At 65.3% G+C, this 14,910-nt stretch carries 16 protein-coding genes; 7 read left to right on the top strand and 9 right to left on the bottom strand.

Annotated features, from left to right (window positions below; genetic code table 11):
• Nucleotides 1–252 precede the first annotated feature (252 nt).
• Together typA and OC446_RS11825 are read left to right on the top strand one after the other, a co-directional pair.
• A complete protein-coding gene (typA, locus tag OC446_RS11830) occupies nt 253–2,079 on the top strand; it encodes a translational GTPase TypA (protein WP_262029222.1) in 1,827 nt (608 codons plus the stop codon).
• Nucleotides 2,080–2,127: 48 nt separating this feature from the next.
• Nucleotides 2,128–2,751, top strand: coding sequence for a glutathione S-transferase family protein (locus OC446_RS11825; RefSeq protein WP_262029221.1), 624 nt, complete (start codon nt 2,128–2,130; stop codon nt 2,749–2,751).
• A gap of 135 nt (nt 2,752–2,886) precedes the next feature.
• On the opposite strand, the gene OC446_RS11820 is transcribed toward OC446_RS11825, so the two are convergent.
• The 9 genes from OC446_RS11820 to ubiE all read right to left on the bottom strand — a co-directional run bounded on the left by OC446_RS11820 (nt 2,887) and on the right by ubiE (nt 9,310).
• On the bottom strand, nt 2,887–3,054 hold the full coding sequence (locus OC446_RS11820; protein WP_262029220.1) for a hypothetical protein: 168 nt from the start codon (nt 3,052–3,054) through the stop codon (nt 2,887–2,889).
• Between the two features lie 21 nt (nt 3,055–3,075).
• Entirely contained in the window at nt 3,076–3,297 is a 222-nt protein-coding gene (locus OC446_RS11815) for a hypothetical protein (protein ID WP_262029219.1), read from the bottom strand.
• Nucleotides 3,298–3,309: 12 nt separating this feature from the next.
• Nucleotides 3,310–3,666: a hypothetical protein gene (locus OC446_RS11810; protein WP_181051021.1), complete on the bottom strand. Its 357-nt coding sequence runs from the start codon at nt 3,664–3,666 to the stop codon at nt 3,310–3,312.
• 145 nt (nt 3,667–3,811) lie between these two features.
• Nucleotides 3,812–4,786 (bottom strand): cysteine synthase A, encoded by a 975-nt coding sequence (gene cysK, locus OC446_RS11805; RefSeq protein WP_262029218.1) that lies wholly within the window; start codon nt 4,784–4,786, stop codon nt 3,812–3,814.
• A 74-nt stretch (nt 4,787–4,860) separates the two neighbouring features.
• On the bottom strand, nt 4,861–5,310 hold the full coding sequence (locus OC446_RS11800) for an RrF2 family transcriptional regulator (protein WP_262029217.1): 450 nt from the start codon (nt 5,308–5,310) through the stop codon (nt 4,861–4,863).
• Nucleotides 5,311–5,322: 12 nt separating this feature from the next.
• The gene (gene dut, locus OC446_RS11795) at nt 5,323–5,775 is read right to left on the bottom strand and encodes a dUTP diphosphatase (RefSeq protein WP_262029216.1); all 453 of its coding nucleotides are present in this window, start codon (nt 5,773–5,775) and stop codon (nt 5,323–5,325) included.
• On the bottom strand, nt 5,772–6,986 hold the full coding sequence (gene coaBC / locus OC446_RS11790; RefSeq protein ID WP_262029215.1) for a bifunctional phosphopantothenoylcysteine decarboxylase/phosphopantothenate--cysteine ligase CoaBC: 1,215 nt from the start codon (nt 6,984–6,986) through the stop codon (nt 5,772–5,774). The genes dut and coaBC overlap by 4 nt, the downstream gene beginning before the upstream one ends.
• Nucleotides 6,983–8,557: a 2-polyprenylphenol 6-hydroxylase gene (gene ubiB / locus OC446_RS11785; protein ID WP_262029214.1), complete on the bottom strand. Its 1,575-nt coding sequence runs from the start codon at nt 8,555–8,557 to the stop codon at nt 6,983–6,985. Before ubiB ends, coaBC begins: the two co-directional genes overlap by 4 nt.
• 3 nt (nt 8,558–8,560) lie before the next feature.
• Nucleotides 8,561–9,310 (bottom strand): bifunctional demethylmenaquinone methyltransferase/2-methoxy-6-polyprenyl-1,4-benzoquinol methylase UbiE, encoded by a 750-nt coding sequence (gene ubiE, locus OC446_RS11780; RefSeq protein ID WP_262029213.1) that lies wholly within the window; start codon nt 9,308–9,310, stop codon nt 8,561–8,563.
• A 167-nt stretch (nt 9,311–9,477) separates the two neighbouring features.
• Here ubiE and mutM point away from each other — a divergent pair, with 167 nt between their 5' ends.
• From mutM to dnaA, 5 genes are all read left to right on the top strand, one after another.
• Nucleotides 9,478–10,371: a bifunctional DNA-formamidopyrimidine glycosylase/DNA-(apurinic or apyrimidinic site) lyase gene (mutM, locus tag OC446_RS11775; protein ID WP_262029212.1), complete on the top strand. Its 894-nt coding sequence runs from the start codon at nt 9,478–9,480 to the stop codon at nt 10,369–10,371.
• A gap of 87 nt (nt 10,372–10,458) precedes the next feature.
• Nucleotides 10,459–11,232 carry an enoyl-CoA hydratase gene (locus tag OC446_RS11770; protein ID WP_262029211.1) on the top strand — a complete coding sequence of 258 codons (774 nt, stop codon included), beginning with the start codon at nt 10,459–10,461 and terminating at the stop codon, nt 11,230–11,232.
• A 2-nt stretch (nt 11,233–11,234) separates the two neighbouring features.
• Entirely contained in the window at nt 11,235–12,038 is an 804-nt protein-coding gene (locus OC446_RS11765) for a TSUP family transporter (protein WP_410055062.1), read from the top strand.
• Nucleotides 12,039–12,211: 173 nt separating this feature from the next.
• The gene (rpsT, locus tag OC446_RS11760; RefSeq protein WP_262029210.1) at nt 12,212–12,478 is read left to right on the top strand and encodes a 30S ribosomal protein S20; all 267 of its coding nucleotides are present in this window, start codon (nt 12,212–12,214) and stop codon (nt 12,476–12,478) included.
• An 829-nt stretch (nt 12,479–13,307) separates the two neighbouring features.
• Entirely contained in the window at nt 13,308–14,759 is a 1,452-nt protein-coding gene (dnaA, locus tag OC446_RS11755) for a chromosomal replication initiator protein DnaA (RefSeq protein WP_262029228.1), read from the top strand.
• The last annotated feature ends 151 nt before the right edge of the window (nt 14,760–14,910 follow it).

The raw sequence follows: 14,910 nt of genomic DNA, 5'->3' as shown, positions 1-14,910 counted from the left end.
CTCTTCCAACAAACCTACTCACAGCGAGCCGGGCTGCCCGACACGCCACCCTCGAACCACCTTCAGCTCAGGGCTTCCCAGCCCTGGGCTCCTAAGGTGCTGCCTGTTCCCCTGCTCAGAAACGCGCCACCATGCCCTATTGCGGCCGCTCTCTTATCATTATATTGCAGCGCATCAGATTTCCGCCCGGCATGAGCCAGGGGCGCGGCCAAGTTTGCCGCGTGCCGGGCCGCTTTGCTTTGAAAGACCCCCATGAAACTACGCAATATCGCCATCATCGCCCACGTCGACCACGGCAAGACGACCCTGGTCGACAAGCTCCTCCAGCAATCGGGCAGCTTCCGTGAGAACCAGCGCGTGGAAGAGCGCGCCATGGATTCGAACGACCTGGAAAAGGAGCGCGGCATCACGATCCTGGCCAAGGCCACCTCGGTGGTCTGGAAGGACACCCGCATCAACATCGTCGATACTCCGGGCCACGCCGATTTCGGCGGCGAGGTGGAGCGCATCCTGAGCATGGTCGACGGCGCCATCGTGCTTGTCGACGCGGCCGAAGGCCCGATGCCCCAGACCAAGTTCGTGGTCTCCAAGGCCCTCAAGATCGGCCTTCGCCCGATCGTGGCCATCAACAAGATCGACCGTCCCGATGCCCGCCACCAGGAGGTCATCAACGAGGTGTTCGACCTGTTCGCGGCGCTCGACGCCACCGACGAGCAGCTCGACTTCCCGATCCTCTACGGGTCCGGCCGCAACGGCTGGATGGCGAAGTCGCCGGAAGGCCCGAGCGACCAGGGTCTGGCCCCGCTCTTCGACCTCGTGCTCGAGCACGTGCCTCCGGCCAAGACCGAGGAAGGCCCGTTCCGCATGCTCGGCACTCTGCTCGAGGCCAATCCCTTCCTGGGCCGCATCGTCACGGGCCGCATCGCCTCGGGCACGGTGAAGCCGAACCAGTCAATCAAGGTGCTCGACCGTGAGGGCAACGTGGTCGAGACCGGCCGCGTGTCCAAGATCCTGGCCTTCCGTGGCCTGGAGCGCCAGCCGATCGAAGTGGGCGAAGCCGGCGACATCGTGTCCATCGCGGGCCTCGTGAAGGGCTCGGTGGCCGACACCTTCTGCGCGCCCGAGAACGACATTCCGATCCAGGCGCAGCCGATCGACCCGCCGACCGTGACCATGTCGTTCATCGTCAACGATAGCCCGCTCGCGGGCACCGAAGGCGACAAGGTGACGAGCCGCATGATCCGCGACCGCCTGTTCAAGGAAGCGGAAGGCAACGTGACCCTCAAGATCGAGGAAGCCTCCGACAAGGATTCGTTCTTCGTGTCCGGCCGTGGCGAATTGCAGCTCGCGATCCTCATCGAGACCATGCGCCGCGAGGGCTTCGAGCTCGCCGTGTCGCGTCCCCGCGTGGTGTTCGAGAAGGACGAGAACGGCCAGCTGCTCGAGCCCATCGAGGAAGTGGTCATCGACGTGGACGAGGAGCATTCCGGCGTCGTCGTGCAGAAGATGTCCGAGCGCCGCGCCGAAATGGTCGAGATGAAGCCGTCGGGCGGCAATCGCCAGCGCCTCGTGTTCTACGCTCCCACCCGCGGCCTCATCGGCTACCAGAGCGAGCTTCTGACCGACACCCGCGGCACCGCCATCATGAACCGCCTGTTCCACGCCTACGAGCCCTACAAGGGCGAGATCGCGGGACGGCGCAACGGCGTGCTGATCTCCAACGACGCGGGCGAGGCCGTGGCCTACGCCCTGTGGAACCTGGAAGATCGCGGCCCGATGATGATCGAGCCCGGCTGGAAAGTGTATCAGGGCATGATCGTCGGCGAGCACAACCGCGAGAACGACCTGGAAGTGAACGTGCTGAAGGGCAAGAAGCTCACCAACATCCGCACGACCTCGAAGGACGAAGCGGTGCGCCTGACCCCGCCGATCCGCATGACCCTCGAGCGCTCGCTCGCCTGGATCGAGGACGACGAGCTCGTCGAGGTGACGCCGAAGTCGATCCGCATCCGCAAGGCGATCCTCGATCCGAACGACCGCAAGCGCGCCGAGAAGCAGAAGGAAGCGCTGAGCGCTTAAAGGATCAAAAGGCCGCCTAATGGGCGGCCTTTTTCATGTGAGGGAAACATGCTGAAGATTCACGGCTATGCGGGCTCCATCAACGTTCGCAAGGTTCTCTGGATCTGTGAGGAACTCGGCCTCCCCTTCGAGCGCATCGATTGGGGCGGCGGAACGCGGCCCGTCACCGATCCCGCGTTTCAAAAGCTCAATCCCGTCGGCATGATTCCGGTGTTGGAGGATGCGGGCCAGCTCTTCTGGGAATCGAACAGCATCGTCCGCTATCTCGCTGCCCGCGAAAGCCGCCACGACCTACTTCCCGACACGCCTGCCGAGCGAGCGCATGTCGAGAAGTGGATGGACTGGCAGGTCTCCGACTTCAACAACACCTGGCGCTACGCGTTCATGGGGCTCGTACGCAAGAACCCGCATTTCCAGGACGAGAAGCAAATTGCGGAATCCTGGGATAAGTTCTCCGCTGCCGTTCGCGTCGTCTCTCGGGAGCTGGCGCGCACAAGTGCTTACATCGCCGGTCGGCATTTCACCTGCGCTGATATCGTCATCGGCCTGTCGATCCATCGCTGGAAAAGCATTCCGCTGAAGCGGCCCGACCTGCCGGAGATCGAGCGTTATTACGAGCGCCTTTGCGAACGCGAAGGCTTTCGGTTGTACGGACGTGACGGCGGCGCGTAATGGAAATTGCGCTTCCCTTCTCACGGCGTCATCCCGGGGCTGCAGAGCAGAACCCGGGATCGCTAGACAAGAATAGCGTTTCATTCTGAACCCGATCCCGGATCTCCGACGCGCTTCGTCCAGGATGAACACGTGTCAGCCTTCCGCCGTGCTGCCCTGACCTTTCTTGGCGCCCTCGCCCATCGGGTTCGTGGAATCCTCGCCCGAGGCGTCGGGATTCTCGCGGCCCTGCGGGGTCAGCCGCGGCGCGCTGATGTCCTCCTCGGTCGCCTGACCGGGTTTCTTGCTGTCCGGTTGAGCCATGCTCGTCTCCTCTCGCGATCGTTATGAACTCGTCGAGTCCGTGGCGTCGTGATCGCCCGCTTCCGGCAATGCGCCGGCTCCGGGCGTTGCGTTCGGGTCGGTCAGATCCGGCTTGTCGTGCGGCCCCGCGGCCGGGACCTTGCCGCCGGATTGTTTGTCGGAACCGGATTGTGGAGCCTGCCTCTTGGAGGCGACGTCCTTCGCCGTGTCCTCGGTGTGATTGCCGTAGCCTGCATTGCCCATGGCGGTGCTTCCTCAATCCTGCTGCTTGCCGTTGACGGCGGTGGCGCGCTCGATGGCCTCGGCCGTCGCGTCCTTGTCCTCGGGCGACAGGGTCGCATCGCTCAGGTGCCGGGTGGCCTCGGGCGTCTCGGCGGCGGTAAGTTCGTCATGACCGTCCATGCCGGCCTGGCTGGTCTGCCCGGTCTGGCCCTGACGGTAATTGTAGGCCTCGCCACCGGGCTCGCTCCACACCTTGCGCATGGTGGCATTGCCCTCGATGCCGCCATCCCGGTTCGGATCGACGGGGCTGTCGATGCCTCCGCGCTGCTCGTTGCGGATCTGGTCCGCCGACTGCTCCTTCAACGAATGAGGCGCCTTGTGTTCCGCCATGTCGAACTCCTTGAGACATCGTTTGAATTCATGTGCAGCAAGGAGAACCCGACCGGATCGGCGAAGTTCTGGCTACGCTTGGGACGAGCGTGAACAAAAAGGGCGGCCGTGAAGCCGCCCTTTGAGATCGTCTGCCGTGAAGCGATCAGAGCCCTTCGAACAGGGCCGTCGACAGATAGCGCTCGGCGAAGGACGGCGCGACGGTGACGATGCGCTTGCCCTTGAACTCGGGCCGCGCGGCCACTTCGAGGGCGGCCGCCACGTTGGCGCCGGTCGAGATGCCGCCGGGAATGCCTTCGAGCCGGGCCAGTTTGCGCGCCGTGTCGAAGGCCGTCTGGTTGCCCACGGTCACCACGTCGTCGATGAGCGACCGGTCGAGCACGTCCGGAATGAACCCCGCGCCGATGCCCTGGATCTTGTGCGGGCCAGGCTGGCCGCCGGAGAGAACCGGAGAATCCTCGGGCTCGACTGCGATCACCTTCATGCTGGGCAAGCGCGGCTTGATCACCTGGGCGACGCCCGTGATGGTGCCGCCGGTGCCCACGGCCGCCACGAAGGCGTCGAGCTGGCCGTTGGTGTCGTTCCAGATCTCCTCCGCCGTGGTCTTGCGGTGGATCTCCGGATTGGCCGGGTTCTTGAACTGCTGCGGGATGACCGAATTGGGAATCTCGTTCAGGAGCTCCTCCGCCTTGGCCACGGCCCCCTTCATGCCCATGGGGCCGGGGGTGAGCACCAGTTCCGCGCCGAGATAAGCCAGCATCTTGCGGCGCTCGATCGACATGGTCTCGGGCATGACGAGGATCAGCCGGTAGCCCCGCGCCGCCGCCACGAAGGCGAGCGCGATGCCGGTATTGCCGGAGGTCGGCTCGATCAGGGTCGTGTCAGGATTGATCTTCCCGGCGGCCTCCATGGCCTCGATCATGCTGACGCCGATGCGGTCCTTCACACTTGAAATCGGATTGAAGAACTCGAGCTTCACGAGGATCTCGGCGTCTATCCCCTGCTCCTGCGGCAGCCGGTTGAGGCGCACGAGCGGGGTGTTGCCGATGGTCTGCGTGATAGAGCCGTAGATGCGTCCCCGTCCGGGCTTGGCATCCGATGAAGTGAGAGTGTCAGCCATGAGTTTCCTCCTTCAGGTCGAAGGAAACTTAACCTTTCCCGCATGACGTGTCGATATTTCTCAATTTTCACGTTTTATATCGTGAAATCGATGGGAGAGGCCGCTTCGACCACGCCTTCCGCCTGCGCCTTCTGGCACAGATCCTCCACCGTCACCTTGTCGAGCTCGGCCAGGAACGCCTCCGTTCCATGCTGAACCAGGGGCGACACGACAGCCTCGGCGAGGCGGGATTCCGGCATCGGCGAGGAGCCGTCCTCCTCCAGGGCCGACATGGCGATGCGCACGATATCGCCGGCCGTAACCCGCCGTCGCTCGCGGGCCAGTTCATAGCCGCCCCGGGGACCGCGCACGCCCTTCAGGACGCCCTGACGGACGAGCGCCTGCAGCACCGGCTCCAGATAGCGCGGGGGCAGATTGTGACGGGCGGCGAGCGCCTTGGCCGAAACCGGCAGGGGCCGGGCATGAAGCGCGATGTCGGTGACGGCCGCGATGGCGAGAAGCGAGCGGCGCGAGAGAAAGTTCATGCGAGAGCTCCCTTATCCCAGCCCCGTCGACCCGAAGCCGCCGGCAGCCCGACCGGTCTCGTCGACCTCCTCCACCTCGACCGGTTCTACAACGGTGACCGGCGCAATCACCACTTGGGCGATGCGCATGCCGCGCGAGATGATGAAGGGCTCGGCCCCCAGATTGACGAGAAGCACCTGCACCTCGCCGCGATAATCGGCGTCGATGGTGCCGGGTGCATTGAGCACGGTGATGCCGTGCTTGAAGGCCAGGCCCGAACGGGGACGCACCTGCGCCTCGAAGCCGGGCTCGAGCTGGAACACGAGACCCGTGGGAACGAGCGTGCGCTGCATCGGCTGCAGGATGATCGGCCCGTCGGCCGGATTGGCCGCGACGAGATCCATGCCGGCGGCGCCGGCCGTCTCGTAGCGCGGCAAAGGCAGGCCGGCCGCATGGGCGAGACGCTGAATCGGCAGGCGGCTCATGACTTCGCACCTTCGGTCAGAGAGCCGAGGCGCTCGACGAGCTTTCTCGCCACGTCGGTCTTCGCCAGAGTCGGCCATGTCTCCACATTCGAGGCGGAGACGAGATGCACCGTGTTGCTGTCGCCGCCCATGACGCCTCCCGCGGTGGACACGTCATTGGCGACGATGAGATCGCAGCCCTTCCGGGCGAGCTTCTGCTTGGCGTGCTCGATCACATGCTCGGTCTCGGCCGCGAAGCCCACCATGAGCGGCGGGCGGTTCTCGGCCCGATGCGAGACCGTGGCGAGGATGTCGGGATTCTCCGTCAGCGACAGGTTCGGCAGCGTGCCGTCCTTCTTCTTGATCTTCTGCTCGCCCGCATTAGCCACGCGCCAATCGGCGACGGCGGCGGCGAAGATACCGATATCGGCCGGCAGGGCCTTTTCCACAGCCTGCAGCATGTCACGGGCGCTTTCCACGTGCACGGTGGTCACGCCGGCAGGATCCGGCAGCGTCACGGGACCTGAGATCAGCGTGACACGCGCGCCGGCCTCGGCCGCGGCCTTGGCGATGGCATGACCCTGCTTGCCGGAGGAGCGGTTGGCGATGTAGCGCACCGGATCGATGGGTTCGTGCGTCGGACCGGAGGTGACGATCACGTGCTTGCCGGCGAGCGGCCCCGACGGCACGAGCAGGCGTTCGGCCGCCGCCGCGATTTCCAGGGGCTCGGCCATGCGACCGGGGCCGAATTCGGCCTCCGCCATCGCGCCGTCATTGGGCCCGACCACGTGAACACCGTCCGCCCGAAGCGTCGTCAGGTTGCGCTGCGTTGCCGGATGCAGCCACATGCGCACATTCATGGCCGGAGCGATCAGGATCGGCAGCGTGGTGGCGAGCAGAACCGTGGACGCGAGATCGTCCGCGTGGCCGCCCGCCATCTTGGCCATGAGGTTGGCGGTGGCCGGCGCCACGATCACGAGGTCCGCATCGCGAGCGAGGCGGATATGGCCGATATCGGCCTCGTCCTCGCGGTCGAACAGATCGGTGTGCGACCGCTGGCCGGTCAGCGCGGACGCCGCGAGTGGCGTGATGAATTGCTGTGCCCCGGCGGTCAGGATGCAGCGCACGGAGGCGCCGCGCTCGCGCAGGCGGCGGATGAGGTCGAGCGACTTGTAGGCCGCGATGCCGCCGCCAATGACGAGAAGGATGCGTTTGCCTGAAAGCGCCGTCATGCGAAGCCCCTGAAGAGCATGATCATCAGCGAGGCCGCGATGATCCACAAGGCCGCCACGCCCCAGCGGTTGCCCCGGGCCTCGGCCCGGCCGATGGCGGCGACGCTGTCCTGGTCGAGGGCGACGCCTTTTGCGGTCACGTCCTCGAGCTGGTTGAGCACGCGCTCGGCGCGCAGCGCCAGCTCCGGTAGGTCGCCGATGACGCCGGCGAGGGTCCACAGGCCCCGCCCCGCCTGCTCGGCGCGGCCGAGCGGACCGAGATTGCGTTCGATCCAGTCGCGGACCACCGGCTCGGAGGTGGTCCACATGTCGAGCTTCGGATCGAGGTTACGGGCCACGCCCTCCACCACGACCATGGTCTTCTGCAGCATGACGAGCTCGATGCGGGTCGCCATGTCGAAAAGAGCCGTGATCTCGAAGAGCAGCGTCAGGAGCTTCGCCATCGAGATCTCATCGGCGCGCCGGTCGTGGATCGGCTCTCCGATGGCCCGGATGGCCTGCGCGAAATCCTCCACCGAATGGTGCGGCGGCACGTATCCCGCCTCGAAATGCACCTGCGCCACGCGCAGGTAATCGCGGCGGATGAAACCGAGCAGGATCTCGGCCAGGAAGCGCCGCTCCTTCATGCCGAGCCGGCCCATGATGCCGAAGTCGACGGCGACCAGGCGCCCTTCTGCATCCACGAACAGATTGCCCGGATGCATGTCGGCGTGGAAATAACCGTCGCGGATGGCATGGCGCAGGAAGGACTGAATCACCGTGCGGCCCAGGGCCACCCGATCGAGGCCAGCCGCCTCGATTCCGGCCAGATCGTTGAGGCGGACGCCCTCGATCCAGGTAGTGGTGAGCACGTCCCGGGCAGTGAGATCCCATTCCGGCTTCGGCACGCGAAAATCCGGATCGTCCTTGGTGTTTTCCGCGAGTTCCGAAACGGCGGCGGCTTCCAGGCGCAGGTCCATCTCGACCGCGACGGAACGGGCGAGCGCCTCCACGATCTCCAGCGGCTTGAGGCGGCGCGCATCGGGCACCAGACGCTCGAACAGGCGGGCGGCCGCCCGCATGGCCTGGAGATCGCGGGCGAATCCCTCGCGCACGCCGGGCCGTACCACCTTCACGGCGACAGTTTCCTCGCCGTCCGCGGTGCGGATGCGGGCCTTGTGCACCTGGGCGATCGAAGCGGCCGCGATCGGCTCGCTGAATTCGAGAAACAGCACGTCGATGGGACGCCCGAGCGCGGCTTCCACCATGCGCACCGCTTCCGCCCGTGGGAACGGAGGCATGCGATCCTGCAGCCGCTCCAGATCGCGCGCAGCCGCCACGCCGACGATGTCGGGGCGAGTCGCCAGGAACTGGCCGAATTTCACGTAAGAAGGCCCGAGCCGCGTCAGCGCCTTGGACAGCCGCGCGGCCCCATCGCCCGCCTGCGGCCGCTCGATGAGGCGCGCGACACGCAGGCCGAGACGGGCGGCGGGTGGCAACGCGCTCGGATCGACGAGCGAAAGCGCGCCCTCGCGGGCCAGAACGAAACCCGCATGCAGGTTCCGGGTGAAGTGAACGAGACTGCCGATCACGTGTCAGATCTTCCAGCCGGAATGGATGGCGACGACGCCCGCCGTCAATGTCCGGTGCGTGACGCGCTTGAAACCCGCCTCCTCGATCATCCGTGCGAAGGCGGCCGGCGGCGGGAAGCGGCGGATCGACTCCACCAGATACTGGTAGGATTCCGCATCGCCCGTCACCATGCTTCCGAGCTTCGGGATGACGTTGAAGGAATAGGCGTCGTAGATCCTGTCGAGGACAGGCACGTCGACCTTGGAGAATTCGAGGCACAGGAAGCGCCCGCCGGGCTTGAGCACCCGGTGCGCCTCGCGGAGCGCCGCATCGATGCGCGGCACGTTCCGGATCCCGAACGCGATGGTGTAGGCGTCGTAGGTCTTGGACTCGAGCGGCAGTTCCTCCGCATTGGCTTCGACGAAATCGATGCGGCCCTCATAGCGGTGGCCGGCCCGCTCGGCACCGACCTTGAGCATCTCGCCATTGATGTCGAGCACCGTCACCCGGGTCTGCGGGCCGCTCTCGTCCAGGATGCGGAAGGCCACGTCGCCGGTGCCGCCGGCCACGTCGAGATGACGGAACGGCCGGTCGCGCGGCGGACGCAGGGTCGATACGAGGGCGTCTTTCCAGAGGCGGTGGAGCCCGGCCGACATGAGGTCGTTCATGATGTCGTAGCGGCTCGCCACCGAGCGGAAGACCTCGTTGACCTTGCCCTGCTTCTCGCCGAGCGGCACGGACTGGAACCCGAAATGGGTGTTGTCGTCGGTCATGATCCTCACCAACCCTCTCGTCATCGCCTGGCGTATCGGACCCGAACCGAATCCCCATTTCGCGAACCCGGCCCTCCGGGTCCGCACGATGCGCCAATGTCGCGATCCATAGCGGAAGCAGGACCGGATGGCTATGTAAGAGGTCTCAAGAAGCCGAGAGATGGTTGATGCCCGAACTTCCTGAAGTCGAAACCGTGCGCCGAGGCCTGGAGCCCGCCATGGTCGGCGCCCGCTTCACCAAGGTGACCCAGCGCCGGCCGGACCTGCGCTTTCCCTTTCCGGAACGATTTGCCGAGCGCCTGGAAGGCCAGGAAATCACGGCCTTGGGCCGCCGGGCCAAATATCTCCTCGCCGATCTCGCCTCGGGCGAGGTGCTGGTGATGCATCTGGGCATGTCGGGACGGTTTCTGGTGACCCAGGAAGGCGCCACCCGCATGCCGGGGGAGTTCCATCACGAGCACGGATCCCTGGGCGCCCACGACCATGTGGTGTTCCAACTCTCCAACGGGGCGACCGTCACCTACAACGACACCCGCCGCTTCGGCTTCATGGATCTGGTGCCTCGGTCTGCCATCGAGACCTCGAAGCACTTCGCCGGGATGGGCATCGAGCCCCTCGGCAACGAGCTCTCGGGCGAGACCATCGCGCGGCTCTTTCAGGGCAAGCGCACGCCCCTGAAGGCCGCTCTCCTAGACCAGCGGCTGATCGCCGGGCTCGGCAACATCTATGTCTGCGAGGCCCTGTTCCGCACCGGCCTTCATCCGGAGGCGCCGGCCGGCTCGCTCGCGACGAGGAATGGACAGCCGACCGACACGGCCCACCAATTGGCGGCTGTCATCCGGGACGTGCTCGCCGAGGCCGTCGAGGCCGGCGGCTCGACCCTGCGCGACCACGCGCAGGTCGATGGCTCGCTCGGCTATTTCCAGCATTCGTTCCGGGTCTATGACCGGGAGGGCGAGCCCTGCGTGACCCCCGCCTGCACCGGCACGGTGACCCGGCTCGTGCAGTCCGGGCGCTCCACCTTCTATTGTCCGGAATGCCAGAAGCGGTCATCGTCTTAAGGCGGACGCGCAGCGTCCCGATTTCCGCTTGCCGTCCCTGAAAGCCTCGCCTACCGGTGTCTCATCCGACGATGAGGAGATGCCGGCATGGCTTTTGAGACGATTCTCGTTGAGACGCGCGGGAAAGTGGGGCTGATCACCCTCAACCGGCCCCAGGCCCTGAACGCCCTCAATTCGGCTCTGCTGAACGAGGTGAACCAGGCGCTCGATGCCTTCGAGGCGGATCCGGCGATCGGCTGCATCGTCATCACGGGCTCGGAGAAGGCCTTCGCGGCCGGCGCGGACATCAAGGAGATGGCCGAGCTCACCTATCCGCACACCTACATGGCCGATTTCTTCTCCGGCTGGGAGAAGGTGTCGGGACGGCGCAAGCCGATGATCGCCGCCGTGGCGGGCTTCGCCCTCGGCGGCGGCTGCGAGTTCGCCATGATGTGCGACTTCATCATCGCGGCGGACAACGCCCGGTTCGGCCAGCCGGAGATCAAGCTCGGCGTCATGCCGGGCATGGGCGGCACCCAGCGCCTGACCCGGCTCATCGGCAAGGCCAAGGCCATGGAGATGTGCCTGACCGGCCGCATGATGGGCGCCGAGGAGGCGGAACGCTCCGGCCTCGTAGCCCGGGTGGTGCCGCTCGCCGACCTTCTCGCCGAGACCATGAAGACGGCCGAGACCATCGCGTCCATGTCGCTGCCCATCGCCATGATGACCAAGGAAACCATCAACCGCGCCGACGAGGTTTCCCTCTCCGAGGGCATCCGCTTCGAGCGGCGCCTTTTCCACGCCATGTTCGCCACCGCCGACCAGAAGGAAGGCATGAGCGCCTTCGTCGGCAAGCGCCCGGCCGAGTTCAAGAACCAGTAGACGTGACCGAGATCGGCTTCGACATGATCGCGGCGCTCGCCGCGGTCTCCTTCCTTGCGGGCTTCGTGGATTCCATCGCCGGGGGCGGCGGGCTCCTGACCGTGCCCGCCCTCCTCCTCGCGGGCCTCGACCCGGCCCAGGCCATCGCCACCAACAAGGTGCAGGGCTCGGTCGCGGCCGCCTCCGCCACCTATACCTTCGGCCGGAAGGGGCTGATCGAGTGGCGCAAGGCCTGGGGCTTCACTCTGGTGGCGTTCGCGAGCAGCGTCGCCGGGGCCCTGTGCGTGCAGTTCCTGCCGCGCCCGGTCTTGGAAGTACTGATCCCCGTGCTGCTCATCGCCATGGCGATCTACTTCGCCCTCTCGCGCAAGATGAAGGACGAGGATGCTCATGCCCGCATGACGGCGTTGGCCTTCGGCCTGACCGCGCCGGTCGCCATCGGCTTCTACGACGGCATTTTCGGGCCTGGCGCCGGCTCCTTCTACATGCTGGCCTTCGTGACCCTCCTCGGCTACGGGGTGATCAAGGCGACGGCCCATACCAAGCTGGTCAATTTCGCGAGCAATTTCGGCAGCCTCCTTCTCTATGCGTCGACCGGCGCGGTGGTTTGGTCGATCGGTCTCGCCATGGCGGCGGCGTCCTTTCTCGGCGCCCAGGCCGGATCGCGGCTGGCCGTGCATCTGGGCTCACGGATCATCCGCCCGCTCCTGGTCCTGGTCTCGGGCCTCATGGCGCTCAGGCTCCTGCTCGACCCGGCCAATCCCTGGCGGCAGGCCCTTCAGAAGATGTCATGGGCGCTTTTTTGACGCGCAAAGGCCCATGGTCGTTGACGTTCGCGGCCTTCGCGTCTATAAGCCGCCTCACATGAGCCCGCGCGTCCCGCGGGCTCTTCGGTTTCCATGCAATCAACCGGTCGCTGCCGGAGCTCTAGACGGGCTCAGCTTGGCGCATCGGGATTTTAAAAGAACGAGGATGGGCCATGGCCAACACCGTGTCCGCCAAGAAGATGACCCGTAAGATCGCGAAGCGCACCGCGGTCAACAAGTCGCGTCGCAGCCGGATGCGGACTTTCGTCCGCAAGGTCGAAGAGGCCATTGCCGCCGGCAATCAGACCGAGGCCGTCGCCGCCTTGCGCGCCGCCGAGCCGGAGATGATGCGCGCCGCCCAGAAGGGCATCGTGCACAAGAACACCGCGTCGCGGAAGGTCTCGCGCCTCGCGAGCCGCATCAACGCGCTGAGCGCTTAAAAGCAGCCGTCACGGCTGACTTTTCATCGTCGATCAGACCCGGCCTCACGGCCGGGTTTTTTCGTATTCGGAGCCGGATTCGGGCTCCGAATTTTATCCACATGTCAGCTTGACTTTATCCCCGTTCGACAGGTTGAACGTCCCACGAGGCGGATTCAAACCGCACAGAAAACACTCATTTTATTCAACAGCTTAGCAGGCAAAGCATCGCGAAGCATCAGAATCACCCACGAGTCGGGACGAATCGGTTCTGAATCAAGGTTGCGAAAAGACTCTTTTTTCAGGCTTCCGGACAGGCTGTGATGGAACTGTGAATCAGTTGAAGAGTCAGGACTTTAAAGCCCAGATTCAAAACCTGTGGACGAGGCTGTGAACGCAGCCGGGGGCTTGTGGGGACCAGAGACTCGACTCGGCCGTATTGCACCCCGTCCCGCACCCTGTGTAAGGTCAATTTGCTTCAACGGCTCGCCGTGAAGTCATTCACTCAAAGCTCGAACTAAAGTCACCATGTGCGGGGATAAGTCGTTGTTTCATTCTCTCAAGAAGCAAGCGAAGGCTCGTCCTTTACCGAGGGGTAATCTTGATAGACCTTGAGTGAAGGTGAAGGAGGCGGCAGTCAGCGACAGTCTCGACTTAAAAGCATTCAAATAATCTTTAGTACAATTGGGGGCGCCACGTTTCGGATAACCTGTGAGGCCTTTGTGCCTTGGTGTTCGAAACGGGTCATGCGTGGGGGTTTCCGACCTTAAAGAAGGCGGAACCTCGTGGAGGAACATTGATGTATCGCAGCGAAGATCACCGCACCTTTGCCGCTCCCAGCGAGAACGGCATGGAGACTCCGGGCGAGCAATCGGCATCGGACGTATGGACCCGGGTCAAGCGCCGTCTCCGGGCCGAGCTCGGGGAGGATATCTTCGCCAGCTGGTTCGGACGCCTGGAACTGGATTCGGTGATCGAGGGCTGCGCCTATCTCACCGTTCCCACCCGCTTCCTGAAAAGCTGGATCGAATCCCATTATGCCGATCGTGTGCTGGCCGTTTACCGCTCCGAGAGCGGCGACGTGGAGCGCGTCTCCATCGGCGTGCGCAGCACCCTCGGACGCGACCCGGCCGCCCAGCGTCGGGTGAGCGAGGCGCCCCGTCCGGCGCCGACCGCCTCCATGGCGCTCCCGAGCGCATCGGGAGACATCAAGGCCCCGTCCCTCGCGGCTCCCCAGGAGGAGCGCGGCGAGAGCGGCGATCTCGGCGGCGCGCCGCTCGATTCCCGCCTCACCTTCGAGAGCTTCATCGTCGGCCGCTCCAACGCGCTCGCCCACGCGGCGGCTGACAGGGTCGCCCATGCCCAGAACGGCCAGGCGATCTACAACCCGCTTTATCTCCATGCGGGCGTCGGCCTGGGCAAGACCCATCTCCTCCATGCCATCGGCCACGAGGTGCGCGCGCAAGGCCGCCGCGTCATCTATCTGACCGCCGACCGCTTCATGTACGGCTTCGTGGCCTCCCTGAAGGCGCAGACGTCGCTCGCCTTCAAGGAGCGTCTTCGAGGCATCGACCTGCTCATCATCGACGACGTGCAGTTCATCCAGGGCAAGCAGATCCAGCAGGAATTCGGCCACACCCTGAACGCCCTCATCGATGCGGGCCGCCAGATCGTGATCGCCGCCGACCGTCCGCCGGCGGATCTGGAGAACCTGGACGAGCGTGTGCGCTCGCGGCTCGCCGGCGGTCTCGTGGTCGAGGTCAGCGCCCTCGACGAGGCGCTGCGCACCTCGATCCTCACCACCCGCGTCGAGGCTTTGAAGACGATCCATCCGACCTTCGAGGTGGGCCAGAGCGTGATCGCCTACGTGGCGCGCGCCATCACGGCCAACGGACGCGATCTCGAAGGCGCCGTGAACCGCCTGCTCGCCCATGCGACGCTCACCGGCTCATCCATCACCCTGGAGACCGCCGAGACGGCGATCCGCGACCTCGTGCGCAACCGCGAGCCGAAGCGGGTCAAGATCGAGGACATCCAGAAGCTGGTGGCCTCGCGCTACAACGTCTCCCGCTCCGACATTCTGTCGGAGCGCCGCACCGCCGCCGTGGTGCGGCCGCGCCAGATCGCCATGTACCTGTCCAAGGTGCTCACCCTGCGTTCCCTGCCCGAGATCGGCCGCCGCTTCGGCGGGCGTGATCACACCACGGTGCTCCACGCGGTGCGCAAGATCGAGAAGGCCCTTGGGGAAGACCATGCCCTCTCCGACGAGGTCGAGCTCCTCAAGCGTATGCTGCAGGAGTAAGCTTGAGGGATTGACCGCTGCAGGCGGTAGGGGCCGGGGAATCCCCCGGCCTTGCTTTCTCAGGCGACAAAAGCCAACATTGCTGCCCTGCTTGTCCCGCCCGAGGCCCGTCCTTGGCGGGATCGGGCCAAGAATTTCACCGAAATCGGGT

This window comes from Microvirga sp. Mcv34 (assembly GCF_024519725.1).
GTDB lineage: Bacteria > Pseudomonadota > Alphaproteobacteria > Rhizobiales > Beijerinckiaceae > Microvirga.
The sequence above is the reverse complement of the archived record's forward strand: the minus strand, read 5'-3'. Positions and strand labels throughout refer to the sequence as shown.

Bases quoted from the DNA above. Each gene is read 5' to 3' on its own strand.
- OC446_RS11820 (WP_262029220.1), bottom strand. From the start codon at position 3,054: ATGGCTCAACCGGACAGCAAGAAACCCGGTCAGGCGACCGAGGAGGAC.
- mutM (WP_262029212.1), top strand. From the start codon at position 9,478: ATGCCCGAACTTCCTGAAGTCGAAACCGTGCGCCGAGGCCTGGAGCCC.
- OC446_RS11810 (WP_181051021.1), bottom strand. From the start codon at position 3,666: ATGGCGGAACACAAGGCGCCTCATTCGTTGAAGGAGCAGTCGGCGGAC.
- cysK (WP_262029218.1), bottom strand. From the start codon at position 4,786: ATGGCTGACACTCTCACTTCATCGGATGCCAAGCCCGGACGGGGACGC.
- typA (WP_262029222.1), top strand. From the start codon at position 253: ATGAAACTACGCAATATCGCCATCATCGCCCACGTCGACCACGGCAAG.
- OC446_RS11815 (WP_262029219.1), bottom strand. From the start codon at position 3,297: ATGGGCAATGCAGGCTACGGCAATCACACCGAGGACACGGCGAAGGAC.
- coaBC (WP_262029215.1), bottom strand. From the start codon at position 6,986: ATGACGGCGCTTTCAGGCAAACGCATCCTTCTCGTCATTGGCGGCGGC.
- ubiE (WP_262029213.1), bottom strand. From the start codon at position 9,310: ATGACCGACGACAACACCCATTTCGGGTTCCAGTCCGTGCCGCTCGGC.
- rpsT (WP_262029210.1), top strand. From the start codon at position 12,212: ATGGCCAACACCGTGTCCGCCAAGAAGATGACCCGTAAGATCGCGAAG.
- dnaA (WP_262029228.1), top strand. From the start codon at position 13,308: ATGGAGACTCCGGGCGAGCAATCGGCATCGGACGTATGGACCCGGGTC.
- OC446_RS11825 (WP_262029221.1), top strand. From the start codon at position 2,128: ATGCTGAAGATTCACGGCTATGCGGGCTCCATCAACGTTCGCAAGGTT.
- dut (WP_262029216.1), bottom strand. From the start codon at position 5,775: ATGAGCCGCCTGCCGATTCAGCGTCTCGCCCATGCGGCCGGCCTGCCT.
- OC446_RS11800 (WP_262029217.1), bottom strand. From the start codon at position 5,310: ATGAACTTTCTCTCGCGCCGCTCGCTTCTCGCCATCGCGGCCGTCACC.
- OC446_RS11770 (WP_262029211.1), top strand. From the start codon at position 10,459: ATGGCTTTTGAGACGATTCTCGTTGAGACGCGCGGGAAAGTGGGGCTG.